The organism is Asticcacaulis sp. P2_C5, from assembly GCF_056404555.1.
In genome coordinates, this window is sequence record NZ_JBFUDU010000011.1 from 104092 (window position 1) to 120517 (window position 16426).

15 protein-coding genes and 2 pseudogenes are annotated in these 16426 nt (G+C 57.3%); 9 read left to right on the top strand and 8 right to left on the bottom strand.

The window, feature by feature from the left end; translation table 11 throughout:
• Window positions 1-85: 85 nt before the first annotated feature.
• A pseudogene (locus AC1DXO_RS19105) lies at window positions 86-230 on the bottom strand (type B chloramphenicol O-acetyltransferase); the annotation flags it as partial.
• Window positions 231-752: 522 nt separating this feature from the next.
• On the opposite strand from AC1DXO_RS19105, the gene AC1DXO_RS19110 reads away from it, so the two are divergent.
• The 5 genes and pseudogenes from AC1DXO_RS19110 to AC1DXO_RS19130 all read left to right on the top strand — a co-directional run bounded on the left by AC1DXO_RS19110 (window position 753) and on the right by AC1DXO_RS19130 (window position 6288).
• A complete protein-coding gene (locus AC1DXO_RS19110) occupies window positions 753-2201 on the top strand; it encodes a DUF6880 family protein (RefSeq protein ID WP_476979776.1) in 1449 nt (482 codons plus the stop codon).
• A 48-nt stretch (window positions 2202-2249) separates the two neighbouring features.
• Window positions 2250-3352: pseudogene (locus AC1DXO_RS19115) on the top strand (IS1380 family transposase); the annotation flags it as partial.
• A 513-nt stretch (window positions 3353-3865) separates the two neighbouring features.
• Window positions 3866-4471 (top strand): uridine kinase family protein, encoded by a 606-nt coding sequence (locus tag AC1DXO_RS19120; RefSeq protein WP_476979777.1) that lies wholly within the window; start codon window positions 3866-3868, stop codon window positions 4469-4471.
• A 21-nt stretch (window positions 4472-4492) separates the two neighbouring features.
• Window positions 4493-5665, top strand: a complete 1173-nt coding sequence (locus AC1DXO_RS19125; RefSeq protein WP_476979778.1) for an adenosylhomocysteinase — start codon at window positions 4493-4495, stop codon at window positions 5663-5665.
• Between the two features lie 23 nt (window positions 5666-5688).
• Entirely contained in the window at window positions 5689-6288 is a 600-nt protein-coding gene (locus AC1DXO_RS19130; protein ID WP_476979779.1) for a CYTH domain-containing protein, read from the top strand.
• Here AC1DXO_RS19130 and AC1DXO_RS19135 read toward each other — a convergent pair.
• From AC1DXO_RS19135 to AC1DXO_RS19150, 4 genes are all read right to left on the bottom strand, one after another.
• A complete protein-coding gene (locus tag AC1DXO_RS19135) occupies window positions 6281-6877 on the bottom strand; it encodes a hypothetical protein (protein ID WP_476979780.1) in 597 nt (198 codons plus the stop codon). The genes AC1DXO_RS19130 and AC1DXO_RS19135 overlap by 8 nt on opposite strands.
• Before the next feature lie 17 nt (window positions 6878-6894).
• Window positions 6895-7362, bottom strand: coding sequence for a nucleoside-diphosphate kinase (gene ndk / locus AC1DXO_RS19140; protein WP_476979781.1), 468 nt, complete (start codon window positions 7360-7362; stop codon window positions 6895-6897).
• Between the two features lie 32 nt (window positions 7363-7394).
• Window positions 7395-8069, bottom strand: a complete 675-nt coding sequence (locus tag AC1DXO_RS19145; protein ID WP_476979782.1) for a hypothetical protein — start codon at window positions 8067-8069, stop codon at window positions 7395-7397.
• A gap of 143 nt (window positions 8070-8212) precedes the next feature.
• Window positions 8213-8398, bottom strand: coding sequence for a hypothetical protein (locus tag AC1DXO_RS19150; protein WP_476979783.1), 186 nt, complete (start codon window positions 8396-8398; stop codon window positions 8213-8215).
• A 91-nt stretch (window positions 8399-8489) separates the two neighbouring features.
• Between AC1DXO_RS19150 and AC1DXO_RS19155 the strand changes: the two genes are divergently transcribed.
• The 3 genes from AC1DXO_RS19155 to AC1DXO_RS19165 all read left to right on the top strand — a co-directional run bounded on the left by AC1DXO_RS19155 (window position 8490) and on the right by AC1DXO_RS19165 (window position 11298).
• Complete coding sequence (locus AC1DXO_RS19155) at window positions 8490-9110, top strand: DUF6880 family protein (RefSeq protein ID WP_476979784.1); 621 nt, start codon at window positions 8490-8492, stop codon at window positions 9108-9110.
• A 173-nt stretch (window positions 9111-9283) separates the two neighbouring features.
• Window positions 9284-10342: a Rieske 2Fe-2S domain-containing protein gene (locus AC1DXO_RS19160; RefSeq protein ID WP_476979785.1), complete on the top strand. Its 1059-nt coding sequence runs from the start codon at window positions 9284-9286 to the stop codon at window positions 10340-10342.
• A gap of 2 nt (window positions 10343-10344) precedes the next feature.
• Entirely contained in the window at window positions 10345-11298 is a 954-nt protein-coding gene (locus AC1DXO_RS19165; protein ID WP_476979786.1) for a PDR/VanB family oxidoreductase, read from the top strand.
• Between the two features lie 5 nt (window positions 11299-11303).
• Here AC1DXO_RS19165 and AC1DXO_RS19170 read toward each other — a convergent pair whose 3' ends face one another.
• The 3 genes from AC1DXO_RS19170 to AC1DXO_RS19180 all read right to left on the bottom strand — a co-directional run bounded on the left by AC1DXO_RS19170 (window position 11304) and on the right by AC1DXO_RS19180 (window position 15849).
• Window positions 11304-13439, bottom strand: a complete 2136-nt coding sequence (locus AC1DXO_RS19170) for an acetate--CoA ligase family protein (protein ID WP_476979787.1) — start codon at window positions 13437-13439, stop codon at window positions 11304-11306.
• Between the two features lies 1 nt (window position 13440).
• Window positions 13441-14301: a p-hydroxycinnamoyl CoA hydratase/lyase gene (locus AC1DXO_RS19175; protein ID WP_476979788.1), complete on the bottom strand. Its 861-nt coding sequence runs from the start codon at window positions 14299-14301 to the stop codon at window positions 13441-13443.
• A gap of 78 nt (window positions 14302-14379) precedes the next feature.
• Window positions 14380-15849: an aldehyde dehydrogenase gene (locus tag AC1DXO_RS19180; protein WP_476979789.1), complete on the bottom strand. Its 1470-nt coding sequence runs from the start codon at window positions 15847-15849 to the stop codon at window positions 14380-14382.
• 126 nt (window positions 15850-15975) lie between these two features.
• Between AC1DXO_RS19180 and AC1DXO_RS19185 the strand changes: the two genes are divergently transcribed.
• Window positions 15976-16425 (top strand): MarR family winged helix-turn-helix transcriptional regulator, encoded by a 450-nt coding sequence (locus tag AC1DXO_RS19185; protein WP_476979790.1) that lies wholly within the window; start codon window positions 15976-15978, stop codon window positions 16423-16425.
• Window position 16426: the final 1 nt, after the last annotated feature.

The following is a 16426-nucleotide window of genomic DNA, read 5'->3' on the forward strand; positions in this document are numbered from 1 at the left end:
CGCAGCGCGTCCAGCCCGTAGTTCCACCACTGCAGGCGCACCAGGGCTTCGACGACCTCGGGCGCGAAGCGGAGCTTTTTCGGTACGGCCGGAATGCCGCCGACGACGGTATAGGGCGCGACATCGCGGGTAACCACGGCCCGGCCGGCGATCACCGCGCCGTCGCCGATCCTGACGCCCTGGGCGATGACGGCGCCTTCGCCGATCCATACGTCGTTGCCGATCTCGATCTTGCCGAAGCGCGCATTGACGATCTTGCGCCACCCGGCCTTCGAGCGGGCAAAAGATTCTACATTTTCGGCATAATAACGCTGAAGCGGCGCGTCGTCCGGCCAGCGGTCAGTATAGGTCAACTGGAACATCGGATGCGGGCTGAGGAACTGCGTCGGATGCTGGACCTGGCCGGTGCTTATGCCGCCCGCGATCGAGCAAAACCGGCCGATCGACGCGATATTGCGCATCGCCGTGCCGTCGCCACCGGCGATATAGCTATAGGCACCCATGCGCCCGATATCGTAGACGCCGCGACGGATATCGACCGGCGTTTCGACAACGATCTGCGTACAGCCCCAGCCGAGAACGACATGCTTGGCCGCGTTTTTGGGCAGGGCAATACCCGAGTTCAACGTGCGGTCTCCCTAATCGTCTGAATGGTGTTGTTATAAAACGCGCCGGGCCGTGGCAACTGTTTTATAAACCTTGTTTCCGTTGATCCCCTTGAGCTTGATCCGTTCACGCCCTAACTTGCAGCCATGGCCTCCAAGACAACCCTGAACGCCAAGAACCTCGAAGCGCTCGGCGCCGCGCAACTGGCGGAACTTCTGATGGAAATCAGCGAGGGCAACGCCAATGCCAAACGACGGCTTCGCTTCGAACTGGCTGGCGCGGAAAGCCCGGACAAACTCGGCAACGAGATCCGCAAACGCCTGACCGCCATCGGCGCCGCGACGACCAATGTCGGCTGGCGGACCCTCAAAGCCTTCCGCAGCGATCTGAATACCCAACGCCGGCTGATTGCCGAACAGGTCGCGACCTCCAATCCGGAAGATGCGGCGGACCTGATGTGGCAATTGATCGGCCTTGGCGACGACATCATCGAACGCACCAGCGATGCTTCCGGCGGCGTGGTAGGCGTTTTTCGCGAAGCCTGTCAGGACCTCGGCAGCATCCTGCCGACAACGCAACACGACGTCTTCCTGGATCTGCCCCGGATCGTCGCCGCGGTTGCGCAGAATACCTACGGTCAGAACGATACCCTGATCAGCGACCTGGCCACGCATCTGGGTCACGATGCCCTTGTCGAACTTCGCAGCCTGGTCATGGCCTCGGCCCATGGACCGGCAAAGGCGTCCGCGATCCGGCCGCGTTCCGCAAAGCGCTGGCGCAAGCGCGTGCTGACGGCGTCGGAAAGCCTGCGCAAACGACCGCGCGCCGACTCGATCCGCGTAGCGCTTCTGGCCCTGGCCGACGCCCTGGGCGATGTCGATTCCTACATTGCCCTGCAGACCGACCGCCACATGCCGGCCCAGGCGGCGCGCATTGCCAGGCGGCTGCTCGATGGCGGCAGGCCCGACCGGGCATTGCAGGTCCTCGACGAAACCCGGCAGACGCCCCGACAGGCCGTGCTGGATGACTGGTCCGACGTCCGAATTCTGGTGCTGGAAGCCCTGGGTCGCAAGCTTGACGCCCAACAGGCCAGGCTCGACCGCTTCCATCACACCCTGGATGCCGCCCATCTGCGCGCCTATCTGAAACGACTTCCCGATTTCGACGATATCGAGGCCGAGGACGAAGCCCTGGACTTTACGAAAACCTTTCCGGACGCCAATGCCGCCCTGGCCTTTCTCATCACCTGGCCGGCGATGGAACGGGCTGCCGACATGGTGCTGAAACGCGCCGGCGAGCTTGACGGCAACGACGACAAGGCGATGACCTTTGCCGCCGACCGCCTGTCGAGCCGGTATCCGCTGGCCGCGCTGCGCCTGCATCGCCAGATCGTCGAAGCCGCCCTGATCCAGGGTTCGGACAAGGCCCAGGAGGCAGCGGTCCTGCCTTTCCTGGAGGCCGAAAGCCTGGCCCGCCATATCGATGACTTCGGCCAGCACGAGGATCATGAGGCGTGGCGGAAGCGTCTCGACACCACCTACGCCCGGCGGCGGATTTTCTGGAACGCCTTGCCGGCGAGTGTCAAGGGCGGCTGACGGTCGAGAACGGCCAGTTCAATCGGCGGTTCGCCGCAGCCACAGGACCATAGCCCACGCATAGCCCTCGTTCTTCAGGCGCTTAATCACCTCCATCGCTCGGACTGTGCGCCGGTGGCCGGTAAGAGTACCCTGAACCGGCTTGAACTGAGCCGCGCCGAAGCGACGCGCTATCACAAGATCAGCCACAACCCGGCGGCTATCGAGAAAACCTTCGTGGATATGTTCACCGAGGCTCACGGCAAACAAGCGCCGCGTCAAATCATCCTCGATCTGGACGCCACCGATGATCCATTGCACGGCCACCAGGAAGGGCGGTTCTTCCACGGCTATTACGACAGCTATTGCTACTTGCCGCTCTACATCTTCTGTGGCCGGCACCTGCTGGCGGCCAAGCTGCGCGCGTCCAACATCGACGGTGCGGCAGGCTCGGTCGAAGAAGTGACCAGGATCGTCGGCCAGATACGCCAGAAGTGGCCACGCGTCCGCATCCTGCTGCGTGCCGACAGCGGCTTTTGCCGCGAAAACCTGATGATCTGGTGCGAACAGAACCGGGTGGATTATGTCTTTGGCCTGGCCCGCAATAAACGCCTAGTGGCGGAGATCGAAGCCGAACGGGCGCAGGCTGAAGCTGAGGCTTCCACCAGCGGCAAGCCGGGCCGCCGCTTCAAGGACTTCATGTGGACCACGCTCGACAGCTGGGCCTGTCGCAGACGGGTCATCGCCAAGGCCAGTGTACGCAGGGCGAGGCCAATCCGCGTTTCATCGTCACCTCCTTGAAGGCGGCCGAACACCAAGCCCGCGAACTCTACGAAAAAGTCTATTGCGCCCGAGGCGGGATGGAAAACCGTATCAAAGAGTGCCAGGTCGACCTGTTCGCTGACCGGACGTCCACGGCCACCCTGCGCGCCAACCAGTTGCGCCTGTGGTTCGCTTCCATGGCCTATGTGCTTCTGTGCGCTCTTCGACGGATCGGGCTGGCCCACACCGAGTTCGCCCACGCCACCTGTGCAACCTTGCGGCTCAAATTGCTCGAGATCGGCGCCCTGGTCACAATCTCGGTCCGCAGGATCAGGGTCGCCATGACATCGGCCTATCCCTGGAAACAGGAATGGGCGCTGGCTCATGTGCGATTATCCCGCGCCGCCTGAGCCCCCGATCTCGCCCCGAACAGCAACAATGGAGAAAAATCAGACCTGTCGCAGCCGACCGAAATCCGGGCGGACCAAGCCCTGTTCCATAGGCACTGACAAAAGCCGAAATCACCCAAACGCCACCCCACTGATGCTAAAAGCATCAACGGTGTGAGATATCCGGGCTAATAGGCTCTCCCCAACCACCTACTCATGGTCAGATATATCGGAGAGCCCATGAAAATTGGCAAACATCAACGCATTTGAAGTCACTGCAACACAGCCCAGAACTTGATTCAAAATCCATATAGGAGGGGTTGCTATCTTGAGAAAAAATGAACATGTCATCGGTAGCTATTGACATCCATAGCGGGTGCGAGTGACATTGGATTAAATTTTAGCGAGAGTGACATTGTGCTTGGCAACGCGATCACTGATTGGACACCTAATCGTCGTTGGAAATCGCTACGTTGCGAGCGTGAACACTGAAGAAATAATCTTTGGTCTATTCAAATACTATGGGAGGGGATAATGATTAACGGCTATGAAATTTCTGCCGACCAAATAGTTCTCATAGCGGGCCCCTCTGGATCCGGAAAATCAACCCTAGCCAAAAGCCTGTCGGACATTTTCGGATGTGATATTCTGAATCTTGATAGGTATTTTCTTGATGAAAGTATGGTCCCTAAAGAACCCGGAGGAAATGATTCTTTGGTACCGCAATGGGAATCCGTCACTGCATTAGATGTTGATAGAATAAGGAAGGATATAGGAACAATCATAAACTCTAAAACATGCCTTGTACCGATCTACTCATTTGAAGAGAATAAGAGAGTCGGAGAGGAGGTAGTTTTTTTTCGCGGATGCGGATTAATAATTGACGGAATTAATTCATTTTTCTTTTCTGGATTAATAAGGGAATTGAGACTGAAATGTCTTAAGCTATATATTGACATAGATGTTGACTACAGAGACCAAATACTTAGAAAACGGGATAGCGAAGATCGAAAAAAAAGTGATGCCTATTTTTTTGAGCGCCTAGCAACCCTCAAAACTGGTGAAATGCGCTGGATACATGCCCAAAAAGGCGATGCTGACTTAGTCGTGAAAAGAATGCGCAGTATTAGTTTTTCTTAGGCAATGGTCACTGGAGTTACTATGGACACCTTAGATCCCACTCTGCCGCGACGTTTTTTCACGAAAATAACTGAAAAATTCAAACCAACGCAAAAGGCGGCAACCTTTGTAACCACTCACATATTACCAGATAGACCCTATTTCCTACAAGCGCTCTCAGATGTCTCCGACATAATTTCAATAACACCCAAACCAAAGTCCATACATAGAAATACGTTATCTTGGCTGTCACATAAATATAAAATTGATTTCAGGACGAGGGCGACCGAAGATGATTTGGAGGAATTTCATGAAATCATAGAAGAGCGGGCCGGTGACTCGCGCCTAATCTTCGTAGATGTGGGAGGATATTATTCTGATATTATAGAGTCACTTTTTATATCATATGGGAACCGCCTGTGCGGGGTGGTAGAGGATACCGAGAATGGCCATCAAAGATATTCCCGAATAACACCTTCACCAATGCCAATGATTTCAGTAGCCCGGAGTCCTTTGAAAAATCCGGAAGATTTCCTAATTGGACAGTCAATTGTTTTCTCAGCTGAAGCGCTACTAAGGCAAAATGGGGACATATTACAAGGCCGTAGAGCAGCTGTATTAGGTTATGGAAAATTAGGCCGAAGTATTGCAAGCACATTACGAGAGCGTCATGTCGAGACGATCGTTATGGACACCGATAGTGTACGTCTAGTCGAAGCACACTCTCATGGATTTCCGGTAGCTACTACAGCCGACAAAGCTCTTTCAGAGGTAGGTTTAGTTTTTAGTGCAACGGGCAATTTGGCACTGGATATCCCTGAATTTCTCAAACTACCGTCAGGATGTTACATTGCAACTGCAACATCTTCTGACGACGAAATAGTTACCAAGTCGTTGAAAGAGTTTTTCAAACGTAGACGAATTTCAGATTTCGTTTCTAAATACGAGCCTCGCCATAGAACGACAAGCGCCGCCAGCGGAATGAAAGACAAGCATTTTTATCTGCTAAATCACGGCCAAGCCGTTAATTTCTTGCATGGCGCTGTCGTCGGTCCGTTCATATATCTAATCCAAGCTGAGATAGTTGCTGCGGTCGGTATTTTAAGTGGGGCACCGGTCACTCCTATGATAGAACCGAGCAACGAGCTTAACGAGCTTGCTTCAGAACATCGAACATGGATAGCTGATCAGTGGCTGGAAATATTTGGCCAGTAGCCAATAGGTGGTAGGATAAACGCATGGAAAAATATCAATCTTTGGAACACGAATGGCGCGTTCAACCAGATAGACAGTCCTGGAACAAGTTGATGGAGAGTGCGTCCCACATTCCTGGCGTCGTTGTCGAGTCCGGCCGAGTTAGCGATCTAGTACTGGGCCGGCATGGTTTCGATTCCGTTGCAATCGATGGGTTTATAGTTCGATTAAGAGGGCCTGAGCCATACCGATTGGAACTAAAAGAGCGGCTTCAAGAAGGGGTATGGCAAGAAACTACAATTAAAATCGATTCAGCCGCCGCAGCGCTAGTCATATTGAAACGACTTGACTTGAGACCACATTTAGTAATCGATCGCACTAGGTATACATTTAAATCTAAGCAATTCGTTTTGTGCTTTGACGACGTAGACAATCTCGGGTGTTTTGTTGAAGTCGAGGCGGAGAGCGCGAGCGCGGCCTCCGATCCATTAACAAGGATAGTAACCGAACTCAATGCCCTACCGCATTTGCCACCCTACGGTGATATTGTAAGAGATAGATTGTTAGACGGAGCTTTTAGATTAGATTTTGAAAAATATTTACACAATTACGCAGACAAACTTGGTGAAAACCTAGCTAGTTAATACTGCCATCTTTAAGGCCGTTTATCAGCAGGTGTATATCGCTATCGCTCAATGAAATGCTCGAGCGAAGATGTATGCCTTCCTTCCGAAGGCGTTCGACAGCATTGCCTTCAGTCCTATCAATAACTGTGAAAGCGTTTGTCACATGAAAGCCTTCTTTTCGAAGGCCCTCGATAGCGTCAAATAACAAATCCCCATCCGAAGAGATATCGTCGACCAGAATGACCTTTTCATTTTTTTGACAAAATCCTTCAACATGCCTCGAAGCCAGGACATCGTCACGAACAAACAATGACTTAAGCTTTAATGCTCGCGCAACATCACGACCTAGCAGAACGTTGCCACGCTTAGGGCACGCGATCACTGTTATCGAACTTTCGGCACACGTATCTCGAACTAAAGCCGTCAAACAATTTGTTATGACTTCCAGATGCGCATCAATGTGAACGGCCGACAGAAGGTCGTTGAAGTACTCAAATCGCAAAGTGCCGTGCGGCCCAAGGGCAATCCCTCCTTCAGACTGACGTGCGAAACGAGCAATAATTTTGTTTAACTCGTTAAGGTCAGAGCTACCTGTCGACCGTTCCATTGATAATCCCAATCCCGCTATGCCCCTAGCTCGCCTTTGGAATAAATAAACTCACGACTATGATCTTCAAAGTTGAAAAGCTCGTCGAGTTGGAAAAACCGCGATATCTCCGCCTCAGCGGCCTCTTGCGAGTCTGATGCGTGAACCACATTCGCCTGAATACTCATGGCAAGGTCGCCACGAATGGTGCCTGGAGCTGCCTCACGGGCTTTTGTGATACCACATATTTGGCGCACTGTAGCAACGGCCTCAACACCTTCCCAGCAGGTTACTATCGCTGGGCTGCTTCTCATAAAGTTTGCGATTTCCGGATAAAAGGGCTTATCAAGTAAGTGCTGATAATGCACATTTAGAATTTCGTCAGTTAAAACAAGCATTTTCATGCCAATCAGCTTCAACCCCTTAGCCTCTAACCTAGAAATTACTGCTCCGACTAAACGGCGCTGAAGACCGTCGGGTTTAATCAGAAGTAGGGTCCGTTCCATATGTATCCTTTATCAAAAAGAGGTAACTGCTATCAGTGCGGCAGGGCACCCGATGAGGCCTGTCGATAAACTGCCCGTGCTAAGGATGCAAGATCCAAGCTTGTTGTTGTTAAGAATTGTAGGCTCTTCAGGTCCGTTTGCTCACGTGTGGAGTTGGAGCGCGCCACCCCCGGCTCTCCCAAATCCGAGCCAAAGTCGACCAAGACTGCATCGCTTCCTCGCGAACGCATATCTGATACAACTGAAATTGGCAGAAAACCCAAACGAGCAATGACTCCAACCGTGTGAGCCAACGCAGCGAGAAGGGTTGGTTCTGCTCGTTCACCTACCACGTCGGTCAGAGCATATGGAATATATTCCTCCAAGATTACTCCGGAGTTGAAACCGTAGAGAACCGGGGTGCTGACGCCGTATTTGGCCACCATATGCCGCTTATGAATCCAGCGCTCTTGAATGTGTTCAATGCTGTTTCCTGCGGATACATCGGGCACGCACGCTTTTAATACCAAACGCTTTGGCAATTCGTCCCGGATGATTACGTCAAGTATTAGCACGTAAGTCTCGGAACCAGCTCTATACCATTCGCTTACCGTCTTAACGTCACAAAATTTTGACAGGTCATCGATCACGCCCGCTTTTAAAAACCCTTGTGCGAGATTTTCGGTTTCAAATATCGCCTGGAGTTCGGAAACTAAGGACCAAGCCATGTGTAGGAACCAATAATGTCGGGAGCCTCGGGCTATCCTTCCCATATCGACGTGTCAACACTTCTCGAAGGAAATGGCGCTAAACGGTTTGCTCGGTCTGCTTCCAATCATCAATTTTAGATAAATATTGCGATTGCAAAACCTTAAAAAGTCTTCAATGCAAAAGTCAACTGAAACTCTTGGCCGATGATTGCTGCGTTTCTCGCGCCAACGCTGAACGAAATCAATGACCCGACATTCACGAAAATAGAATAGCCGACATCAGGTTGGTGAAGATGCTGGTGCGCAAAAGCGAGACCAATGCGATATTCCCGAAGTTCGGCCATCATGTTGATGAATGCCCGCGTGGTGACCGTCTGAAACTCACCTATATAAAGAACGATCTCCTAGCTTCGTGCCCGCTTTCAGCCCGACTAAGCATTGCAGGTCCTCGACGAAACGCGGCAGACGCCCCGACTGGTCATGCCGGATGACTGGTCCGACGTCCGAATCCTAGTGCTGGAAGCCCTGGGTCGCAAGCTCGATGCCCAACAGGCCAGGCTCGACCGCTTCCATCACACCCTGGATGCCGCCCATCTGCGCGCCTACCTGAAACGACTGCCCGATTTCGACGATATCGAGGCCGAGGACGAAGCCCTGGACTTTACGAAGACATTTCCGGACGCCAATGCCGCCCTGGCCTTTCTCATCACCTGGCCGGCGATGGAGCGGGCTGCCGACATGGTTCTGAAACGCGCCGGCGAGCTTGACGGCAACGACGACAAGGCGATGACCTTTGCCGCAGACCGCCTGTCGAGCCGGTATCCGCTGGCGGCTCTTCGGCTGCATCGCCAGATCGTCGAAGCCGCCCTGATCCAGGGTTCCGACAAGGCCCAGGAGGCAGCGGTCTTGCCTTTCCTGGAGGCCGAAAGCCTGGCCCGCCATATCGATGACTTCGGCCAGCACGAGGATCATGAGGCGTGGCGGAAGCGTCTCGACACCACCTACGCCCGGCGGCGGACTTTCTGGAACGCCTTGCCGGCGAGTGTAAAAGGCAACTGACGGGCGAGAACGGACCCGAGCCTGAGGAAACACCCTCCCGCGCCCGCACATCGAGGGCCGCACATATCCTCATGCCCCACAGCCAATGGCTCCAATAAGGCGGCAATACTTATTGACAATAGCTATAACGTATAACTATTGTATCCATAAAATGAAAATGCAGTGAGGCGACGATGTTCCTGAAAAATGCCTGGTATGTGGCTGGCACGCCGGACGAAATCGCAGCCAAACCCCTGGGCCGGCAAATTTGCGGCGAGCACATGGTCTTCTATCGCGGGGCCGGAGGACGGGTCGCCGCACTGGAGAATTTTTGCCCGCACAGGGGCGCTCCTCTGTCCCTGGGCTTCGTCGAAGATGGCAATCTGGTCTGCGGCTATCACGGCCTGAAAATGGGCTGCGATGGCAAGACCGTCGACATGCCGGGACAACGTGTCCGCGGCTTTCCGCCGATCAGGGCTTTTCCCGTCGAAGAACGTTACGGCTTCATCTGGGTCTGGCCGGGCGAGGTGGAAAAGGCCGATCCAGCCCTGATTCATCACCTTGAATGGGCAGAGAGCTCCGAATGGGCTTATGGCGGTGGGCTGTACCATATCAACTGCGACTATCGCCTGATGATCGACAACCTGATGGACCTGACGCACGAAACCTATGTCCACGGCTCCAGTATCGGCCAAAAGGAGATCGACGAAGCTGCACCCTTGACCCGGATGGAAGGCGACCAGGTCGTCACCAGCCGTCACATGGAAAATATTCCTGCCCCGCCCTTCTGGCGCATGGCCCTGCGTGCCAACGGCCTTGCTGATGATGTGCCTGTCGACCGCTGGCAGATCTGCCGCTTTACCGCCCCCAGCCACGTCATGATCGAAGTGGGCGTGGCCCATGCCGGCCATGGCGGCTATCAGGCGCCCGCCCAGGTCAAGGCGTCCAGCATCGTGGTCGACTTTATCACACCGGAAACCGAAACCTCGATCTGGTATTTCTGGGGCATGGCGCGTCATTTCAAACCGGATGACCAGGCCTTGACCGCCAGCATCCGCGAAGGTCAGGGTGCGATTTTCAGCGAAGACCTGGACATGCTGGAGCAACAGCAGAAAAACCTGCTCATCCACCGCGACCGCAATCTGCTCAAGCTCAATATCGATGCCGGCGGCGTTCAGTCGCGGCGCCTGTTGGAGCGTTTGATTGCCGCTGAAAGGACGTCGGACGAGTCGCTTTCGACCGTCGGAGCCTGACCATGTTCAAGGTTCGTGTGGCGGGAAAGACCATTGAAGCCAGGGACGTCTGTGCTTTCGACCTGGTTCATCCGGACGGTCTGGACCTGCCGGCCTTTACCGCCGGCGCGCACATAGATGTCCACCTGCCTGGCGGTCTCATCCGTCAGTATTCCCTGTGCAACAGTCCGATCGAGCGCCACCGTTACCGCATTGCTGTCCTCAAGGCCCCAACCTCGCGCGGCGGTTCGGAGGCCATGCACGCGCAGGTTCAAATCGGAGACATCCTGCAGATCGGTGAGCCGCGTAATCTGTTTGCCCTGTCCAGGGAGGCCTCACCTCCCCTCTTGTTTGCCGGCGGGATCGGCATAACTCCCATCCTGGCAATGGCGCAGCATCTAACCTCGTCCGGGGAAGCCTTTTCTCTGCACTATTGCGCGCGCTCTCCCGACCGGGCGGCGTTTCTGCAAACTCTCGCGGCGTCAGAATGGTCTGGAACCGTGGCCACCTATTTCGACGACGGCGCAGCGGAACAGAAACTGGATGCGGCCGCCATTCTGGTAAAAGCCGCCCCTCAGGCGCATCTCTATGTCTGCGGGCCAACCGGTTTTATGGATCATATTCTGCAAACCGCGCGTAGCCTCGGCTGGGCGGAGACGCGCCTGCATCGCGAATATTTTACGGCCGCGCCGGTCGATCATGCTGCCGACGACGCGTTCAGCGTCAAGATCGCCAGTTCAGGCCTTATCCTTGAAATCCCGGCCAACAAAACCGCATTGGAAACCTTGATCGACAACGGCTTCGACATTCCCATGTCGTGCGAACAAGGCATCTGCGGCACCTGCCTGACCGGGGTGTTGGACGGCCTGCCCGATCATCGCGACCAGTTTCAAACGGAGGAGGAGCAGGCGCGCAACGACCAGTTCACGCCGTGCTGTTCCAGGGCCAGGACGCCGATCCTGGTGCTGGATTTATAACCCAGTCAGGCTTGCGTCAGCATGAGCGCGTCCAGGGCCACGACTCCCTCACCCTTCGGATAGACGATGACCGGGTTGAGGTCGAGTTCGCGAATGCCGGGTTCGCTAAGCAGGATGCGTCCCAATGTGGCAATCAGGTTCGCGACCGCCTCGATATCGAGCGCCGGAGACCCGCGGTAGCCCCGCAAAATCGCCGCGCTCTTCAACAGATTCAATTCGCGGACGATGCCATCAACGGTCAAATCGGGCGTCAGCAAACGGACGTCCTGCAATATCTCTGCGGTGACGCCGCCGAAACCGGCAAGTATAACCGGACCCCAGTCGGGATCGGTTTTCGCACCAATAATCAGTTCGACGCCACGCCGGCCCATCTTTTCCACCAATACGCCGTCAAGCGTCAGGCCGGGACAGTGATGGGCGACATCCGCATGGAGCCTTGTCCAGGCCTGGGCCAGGGCGCCGGCATCGGCAATTGCGATGATGACGCCGCCGGCGTCGCTCTTGTGGCTGAGCTCGGGCGACTGCGCCTTGAGTGCGACCGGATAACCGATGGCCCCGCCGGCCGCCAGCGCTTCGTCGAGCGTGGTGGCGAACCGGCCTTCGGGAAATGCGATGCCCAACGGCGCCAGAATCTGTTTGGCGCGGTATTCAGGAATAACGCCGCCCGCCTTCGGAAGTACAGCCGGCAGGGGCAGGGTCTGCACCGCCGTCAGGTCTCGCTCTGACAGCTCGGTCAGCCGCTTGACGGCCCGAAAGGCGCGTTCGGTCGACGGGAAACAGGGGATGCCGAGCGCTCTTAATTGCGCGATGTGCGCGGGTGGAACACCAGCCCCTTCGTCGAGCCCGGCGAAAATCACCGGTTTCGTCGGCGTCAGGTCGCGCATGGCACGCAACAGGGGCGGTACCTTGATCCCCATCGTCACCGGATCGGTCTGGATAATGCCCATGACGATCGTGCCGATGCGGACGTCGTCGAACAGCGCGCCCAGGGTGCGGTAATAAAGATCGGGATCGACCAGCCCTTGTGCGGTCAGATCGAGCGGATTGGATACACCGACAAAGTCCGGCAGAGCGGAACGCAATGCCGGCGCATTGCCGTCGTCGAGTTTCGGCAGATCGAGGCCGAGGTCTTCGCACAGGTCGAGGGTCAGGGCCTTGAAGGCGCCCGACTCGCCCAGGACGGCCGTGCCGCCGGATGGCAGCGCCGGGCAGCGCACCGCGATTTCGGCGATATCGGCCAGCTCTTCCAGGGTTTCAGCAAAGACCACGCCGACGCGCGACACCTTGGCGCGCATCAGTTGATAATCGCCGGCCATGGCGCCGGTATGGGTGGCAGCCGACTCGCGGGCCGCACCGGACTTGCCGGGATGGAGCAGGACGATGACCTTGCCGGCCTCACGCGCGCGGCGGGCGGCGGCCAGGAATCGTTGAGGTTTGCGGAACTGTTCGACGATCATGGTGATGACGCGGGTGTCCGGGTCGTCGACCAGGTAGTCGACATAGTCCTCGACGCCGCTGCCGGCTTCGTTGCCTGTCGAGACTGAATAGGACAGGCCCAGGTCACGGCTGGCGATGGTGACGCCCAGGACGCAGGCCATGGCGCCGCTTTGTGACACGATGCCGATGCCGGGACGGCCGGCCAGCGGCGTGATATGGGTCTCGACGAAAGTCAGGGGGATGGCGGCAACCGAATTGACCATGCCCAGGCAGTTGGGCCCTTCGACAAGCATGCCGGCGGCCTCGGCAACACGGGCGATCTCGCGCTGCTCGGCCAGACCCGCCTCCCCGCCCTCGGCAAAGCCGGCGGAGAATATGACGACGGCGCCGACCTGGCGTGCCGCCAGGGCCTTTACGGCGTCGAGAACGGCCGGTCGCGGAATGGCCAGGACGGCGACGTCAACGCCGGAGGGCAGGTCCGCGATGTCGGCCAGGCAGGCGCGATCGCCGATGCTGGACCGCTTGGGGTTGATCAGATGGATATCACCGGAAAAGCCATTGCGCTCGAGATTGGCCAGAACGGATGCGCCCAAGGCACCGGGCTTGTCGGAAGCGCCGACAATGGCAACCGACCGCGGACGCAAAAGACGGTCGATCGGCGCCGTGGCGCGGGTCACGGGCCGGATCAGGGTTGCGACGGTCATGTCAGGCCTTCGTCTTGGTTTTTGATCGGTCGTAGGCGGCCAGACCTGGCTTATAGGTCTTGTCGTCGATGAACTGCTTGATGCCTTCCTTGCGGCCGTCATTATCGTAACTGTTGGCCGCTTCCTGCGCGCGGATCAGATAGTCCTCGGCATCATCATAGCTGAGAATTCCGACGCGGCGGACGGCGTCCTTGGTGGCTTTCAGCGCCACCGGATTCTTGCTCAGCAGGACGTTGGCCACTTCGGTGACACGCGCCTCCAGCTGATCCGGCGCCAGCGATTCGTTGACCAGGCCCCAGTCGGCCGCCGTTTTGCCGTCGATATTTTCGCCCATCATGGCATGATACATGGCCTTGCGGAAAGGCAGCAGTTCGGTGGCGACCTTGGTCGCACCGCCCCCCGGCAGTATACCCCAGTTGATTTCCGACAGGCCGAAGGTCGCCGTATCCGCCGCAAAGGCCAGGTCGCAGGCAAACAGCGGACCGTAGCCGCCGCCGAAACACCAGCCATTGACCATGGCTATGGTCGGCTTCTGGTACCAGCGCAGGCGCCGCCACCAGGCATAGGCTTCACGCTGAGCCTTGCGGGTCGCACCCAGGCCCTTGGCCTCGTTCTCGCGGAAATACTCCTTGAGATCCATGCCGGCCGACCACGAGGTCCCTTCGCCCGTCAAGACCAGGACGCCGACATCGTCACGGAATTCCAGATCTTCGAGCACGCGCATCATCTGGCGATTGAGCTTGGGGCTCATGCAGTTACGCTTTTCGGGACGATTGAACCTGACCCACGCGATGCGGTCCTGGACGTGACAGGCGACCGTATCTTCTTCGGACCTGTCGATAGGCGTGGCAGCTTCATTCATAGGGGTAGCCTCTAACTAACTAGGTTGGGTTTGTGGTGATTGTCGCCAGCCTTGTGGCGAGACGATCTTCCACAAGCGTTAAATCGGGAAATGACCTGGCAGGGTTTCGATGGTGATCCAGCGCAGGTCGGTAAATTCGGCAATGCCCGCCTTGCCGCCGAAGCGACCGTAGCCGCTGTCCTTGACACCGCCGAACGGCATCTGGGCCTCGTCATGGACGGTGGCGCCGTTGATGTGGCACATGCCGGACTTGATGCGCGCGGCGACCGAAATGGCCTGGGCTATGTTGGTGGTGAAAACGGAGGCGGTCAGGCCATATTCTGTGTCGTTGGCGATACGGATGGCGTCCTCGGTGTCGCGTGCACGAACAATCGAAACGACGGGACCGAAGGATTCCTCGCCATAGATGCGCATGGCGGGTGTCACGCCGTCGAGCACCGAGGCCGGGATCAGCACGCCCTCGCCGCCGCCACCGGCAACAAGCGTCGCGCCCTTGGCTACCGCGTCCTCCATCAGGCTGCGCACCTTGTCGGCGGATTTGGTATCGACCAACGCGCCCAATGGCGTCGCACCGGCAAGAGGGTCGCCGGCCGGCATCGTCCTGGCCTTGGCGGCGAACTTGGCGACAAAGGCATCGGCAATGGCGTCAACGGCGATGATACGCTCGGTCGACATGCAGATCTGGCCCTGGTTCATAAAGGCACCGAAGGCTGCTGCCTTGACGGCCTCGTCGAGATCGGCGTCCTCCAGAATCAGCATGGGGGCCTTGCCACCCAGTTCCAGCAGGGCGGGCTTCAGCTGTTGCGCCGCGCGGACGGCGACGAGCCTGCCGACCGCCGTTGAACCCGTGAAGTTGATGCGGCGCACAGCCGGATGATCGATCAGGGCGCCGACGACATCGGCCGCATCCTCGGGCGCATTGGTGACCAGCGACACGATGCCCTTGGGAGCGCCGGCGCGGTTGAAAGCCTCGGCGATCAGCCAATGGGTGCGCGGACAGGCTTCGGACGCCTTGAGCACCACGGTATTACCGCAGGCCAGGGGTGTCGCGATCGCACGGACGCCCAGAATAACCGGCGCATTCCACGGCGCGATCCCCAGGACGACCCCGGCGGGCGCCCGCACCGCCAGTGCCAGGCAACCTGGCTTATCGGACGGAATGGTCTCACCCGCCACCAGAGTGGTCATGGCGGCGGCTTCGCGCATCATGTTGCCGGCCAGCATGACATTGAAACGTGCCCAGCCCTCGGTCGCCCCGACTTCGGACTTCATGGCGTCGACGAAGTCGCCCGCCATCGCGCCCAGCGCGTCTGCGACCTTGACGAGGATTGCACGGCGGGCATTGGGGCCCAGGGCGGACCATGCCGGAAAAGCCTCTGCGGCGGCATCGGCGGCCTTGCCTGCGTCGGCGACGCTGGCGGCCGCGGCTTGGGTGGCCAACTGGCCGGTGATCGGGTTCAGGCGTTGGAAGGTACGCCCGCCTTCGGCCTTGACGGCCTCGGAACCGATGAGAAGATCGAGATGAGCAGCTTTAACCTGGTCGAGCATGGCCTGGGTCTCCCTGGGGTTATGTTTATATAGGTATATTGCATACCTATTATCCTATGTCATTATATTTTTTGTATAAGACTGTTTTCTGATATGAAACAAACGAGAACGAGGAGAGTCGTACGCTTGCCGAAATCCAAACCCTTATCCACCGCCGACCTTGACGACCAGATCGGCTTTCAACTGCGCCTGGCGCAGTTGGCGGCCTTCAGCGATATCATCGAGGGGCTGAAACCCTTAGATCTGCGGCCGGTGGACCTGTCGGCCCTGCTGCTGATCGAGGCCCACCCCGGCCTGCGCCAGCATGTCATCGGCGACAAGCTGAAGATCGCCCGGCCCAATGTCGTGTCACTGATCGATTCGCTGGCCAAGCGCGACCTGGTGGAACGAGTGGTCGACAGCAAGGACCGGCGCGCCAATCAGTTGAAACTGACCCCGAAGGGCGAAGAAATCCTGGCTCAGGGCAAACGCGTCCAGGACGAGCATCGCGCCCGGTTGCTGCAGGCCCTGGACGGTATCGACCTGGCGCAGTTCATGGATGCACTGGCCCGGTTGGCAAGACTCGGCAAGTCCTGAT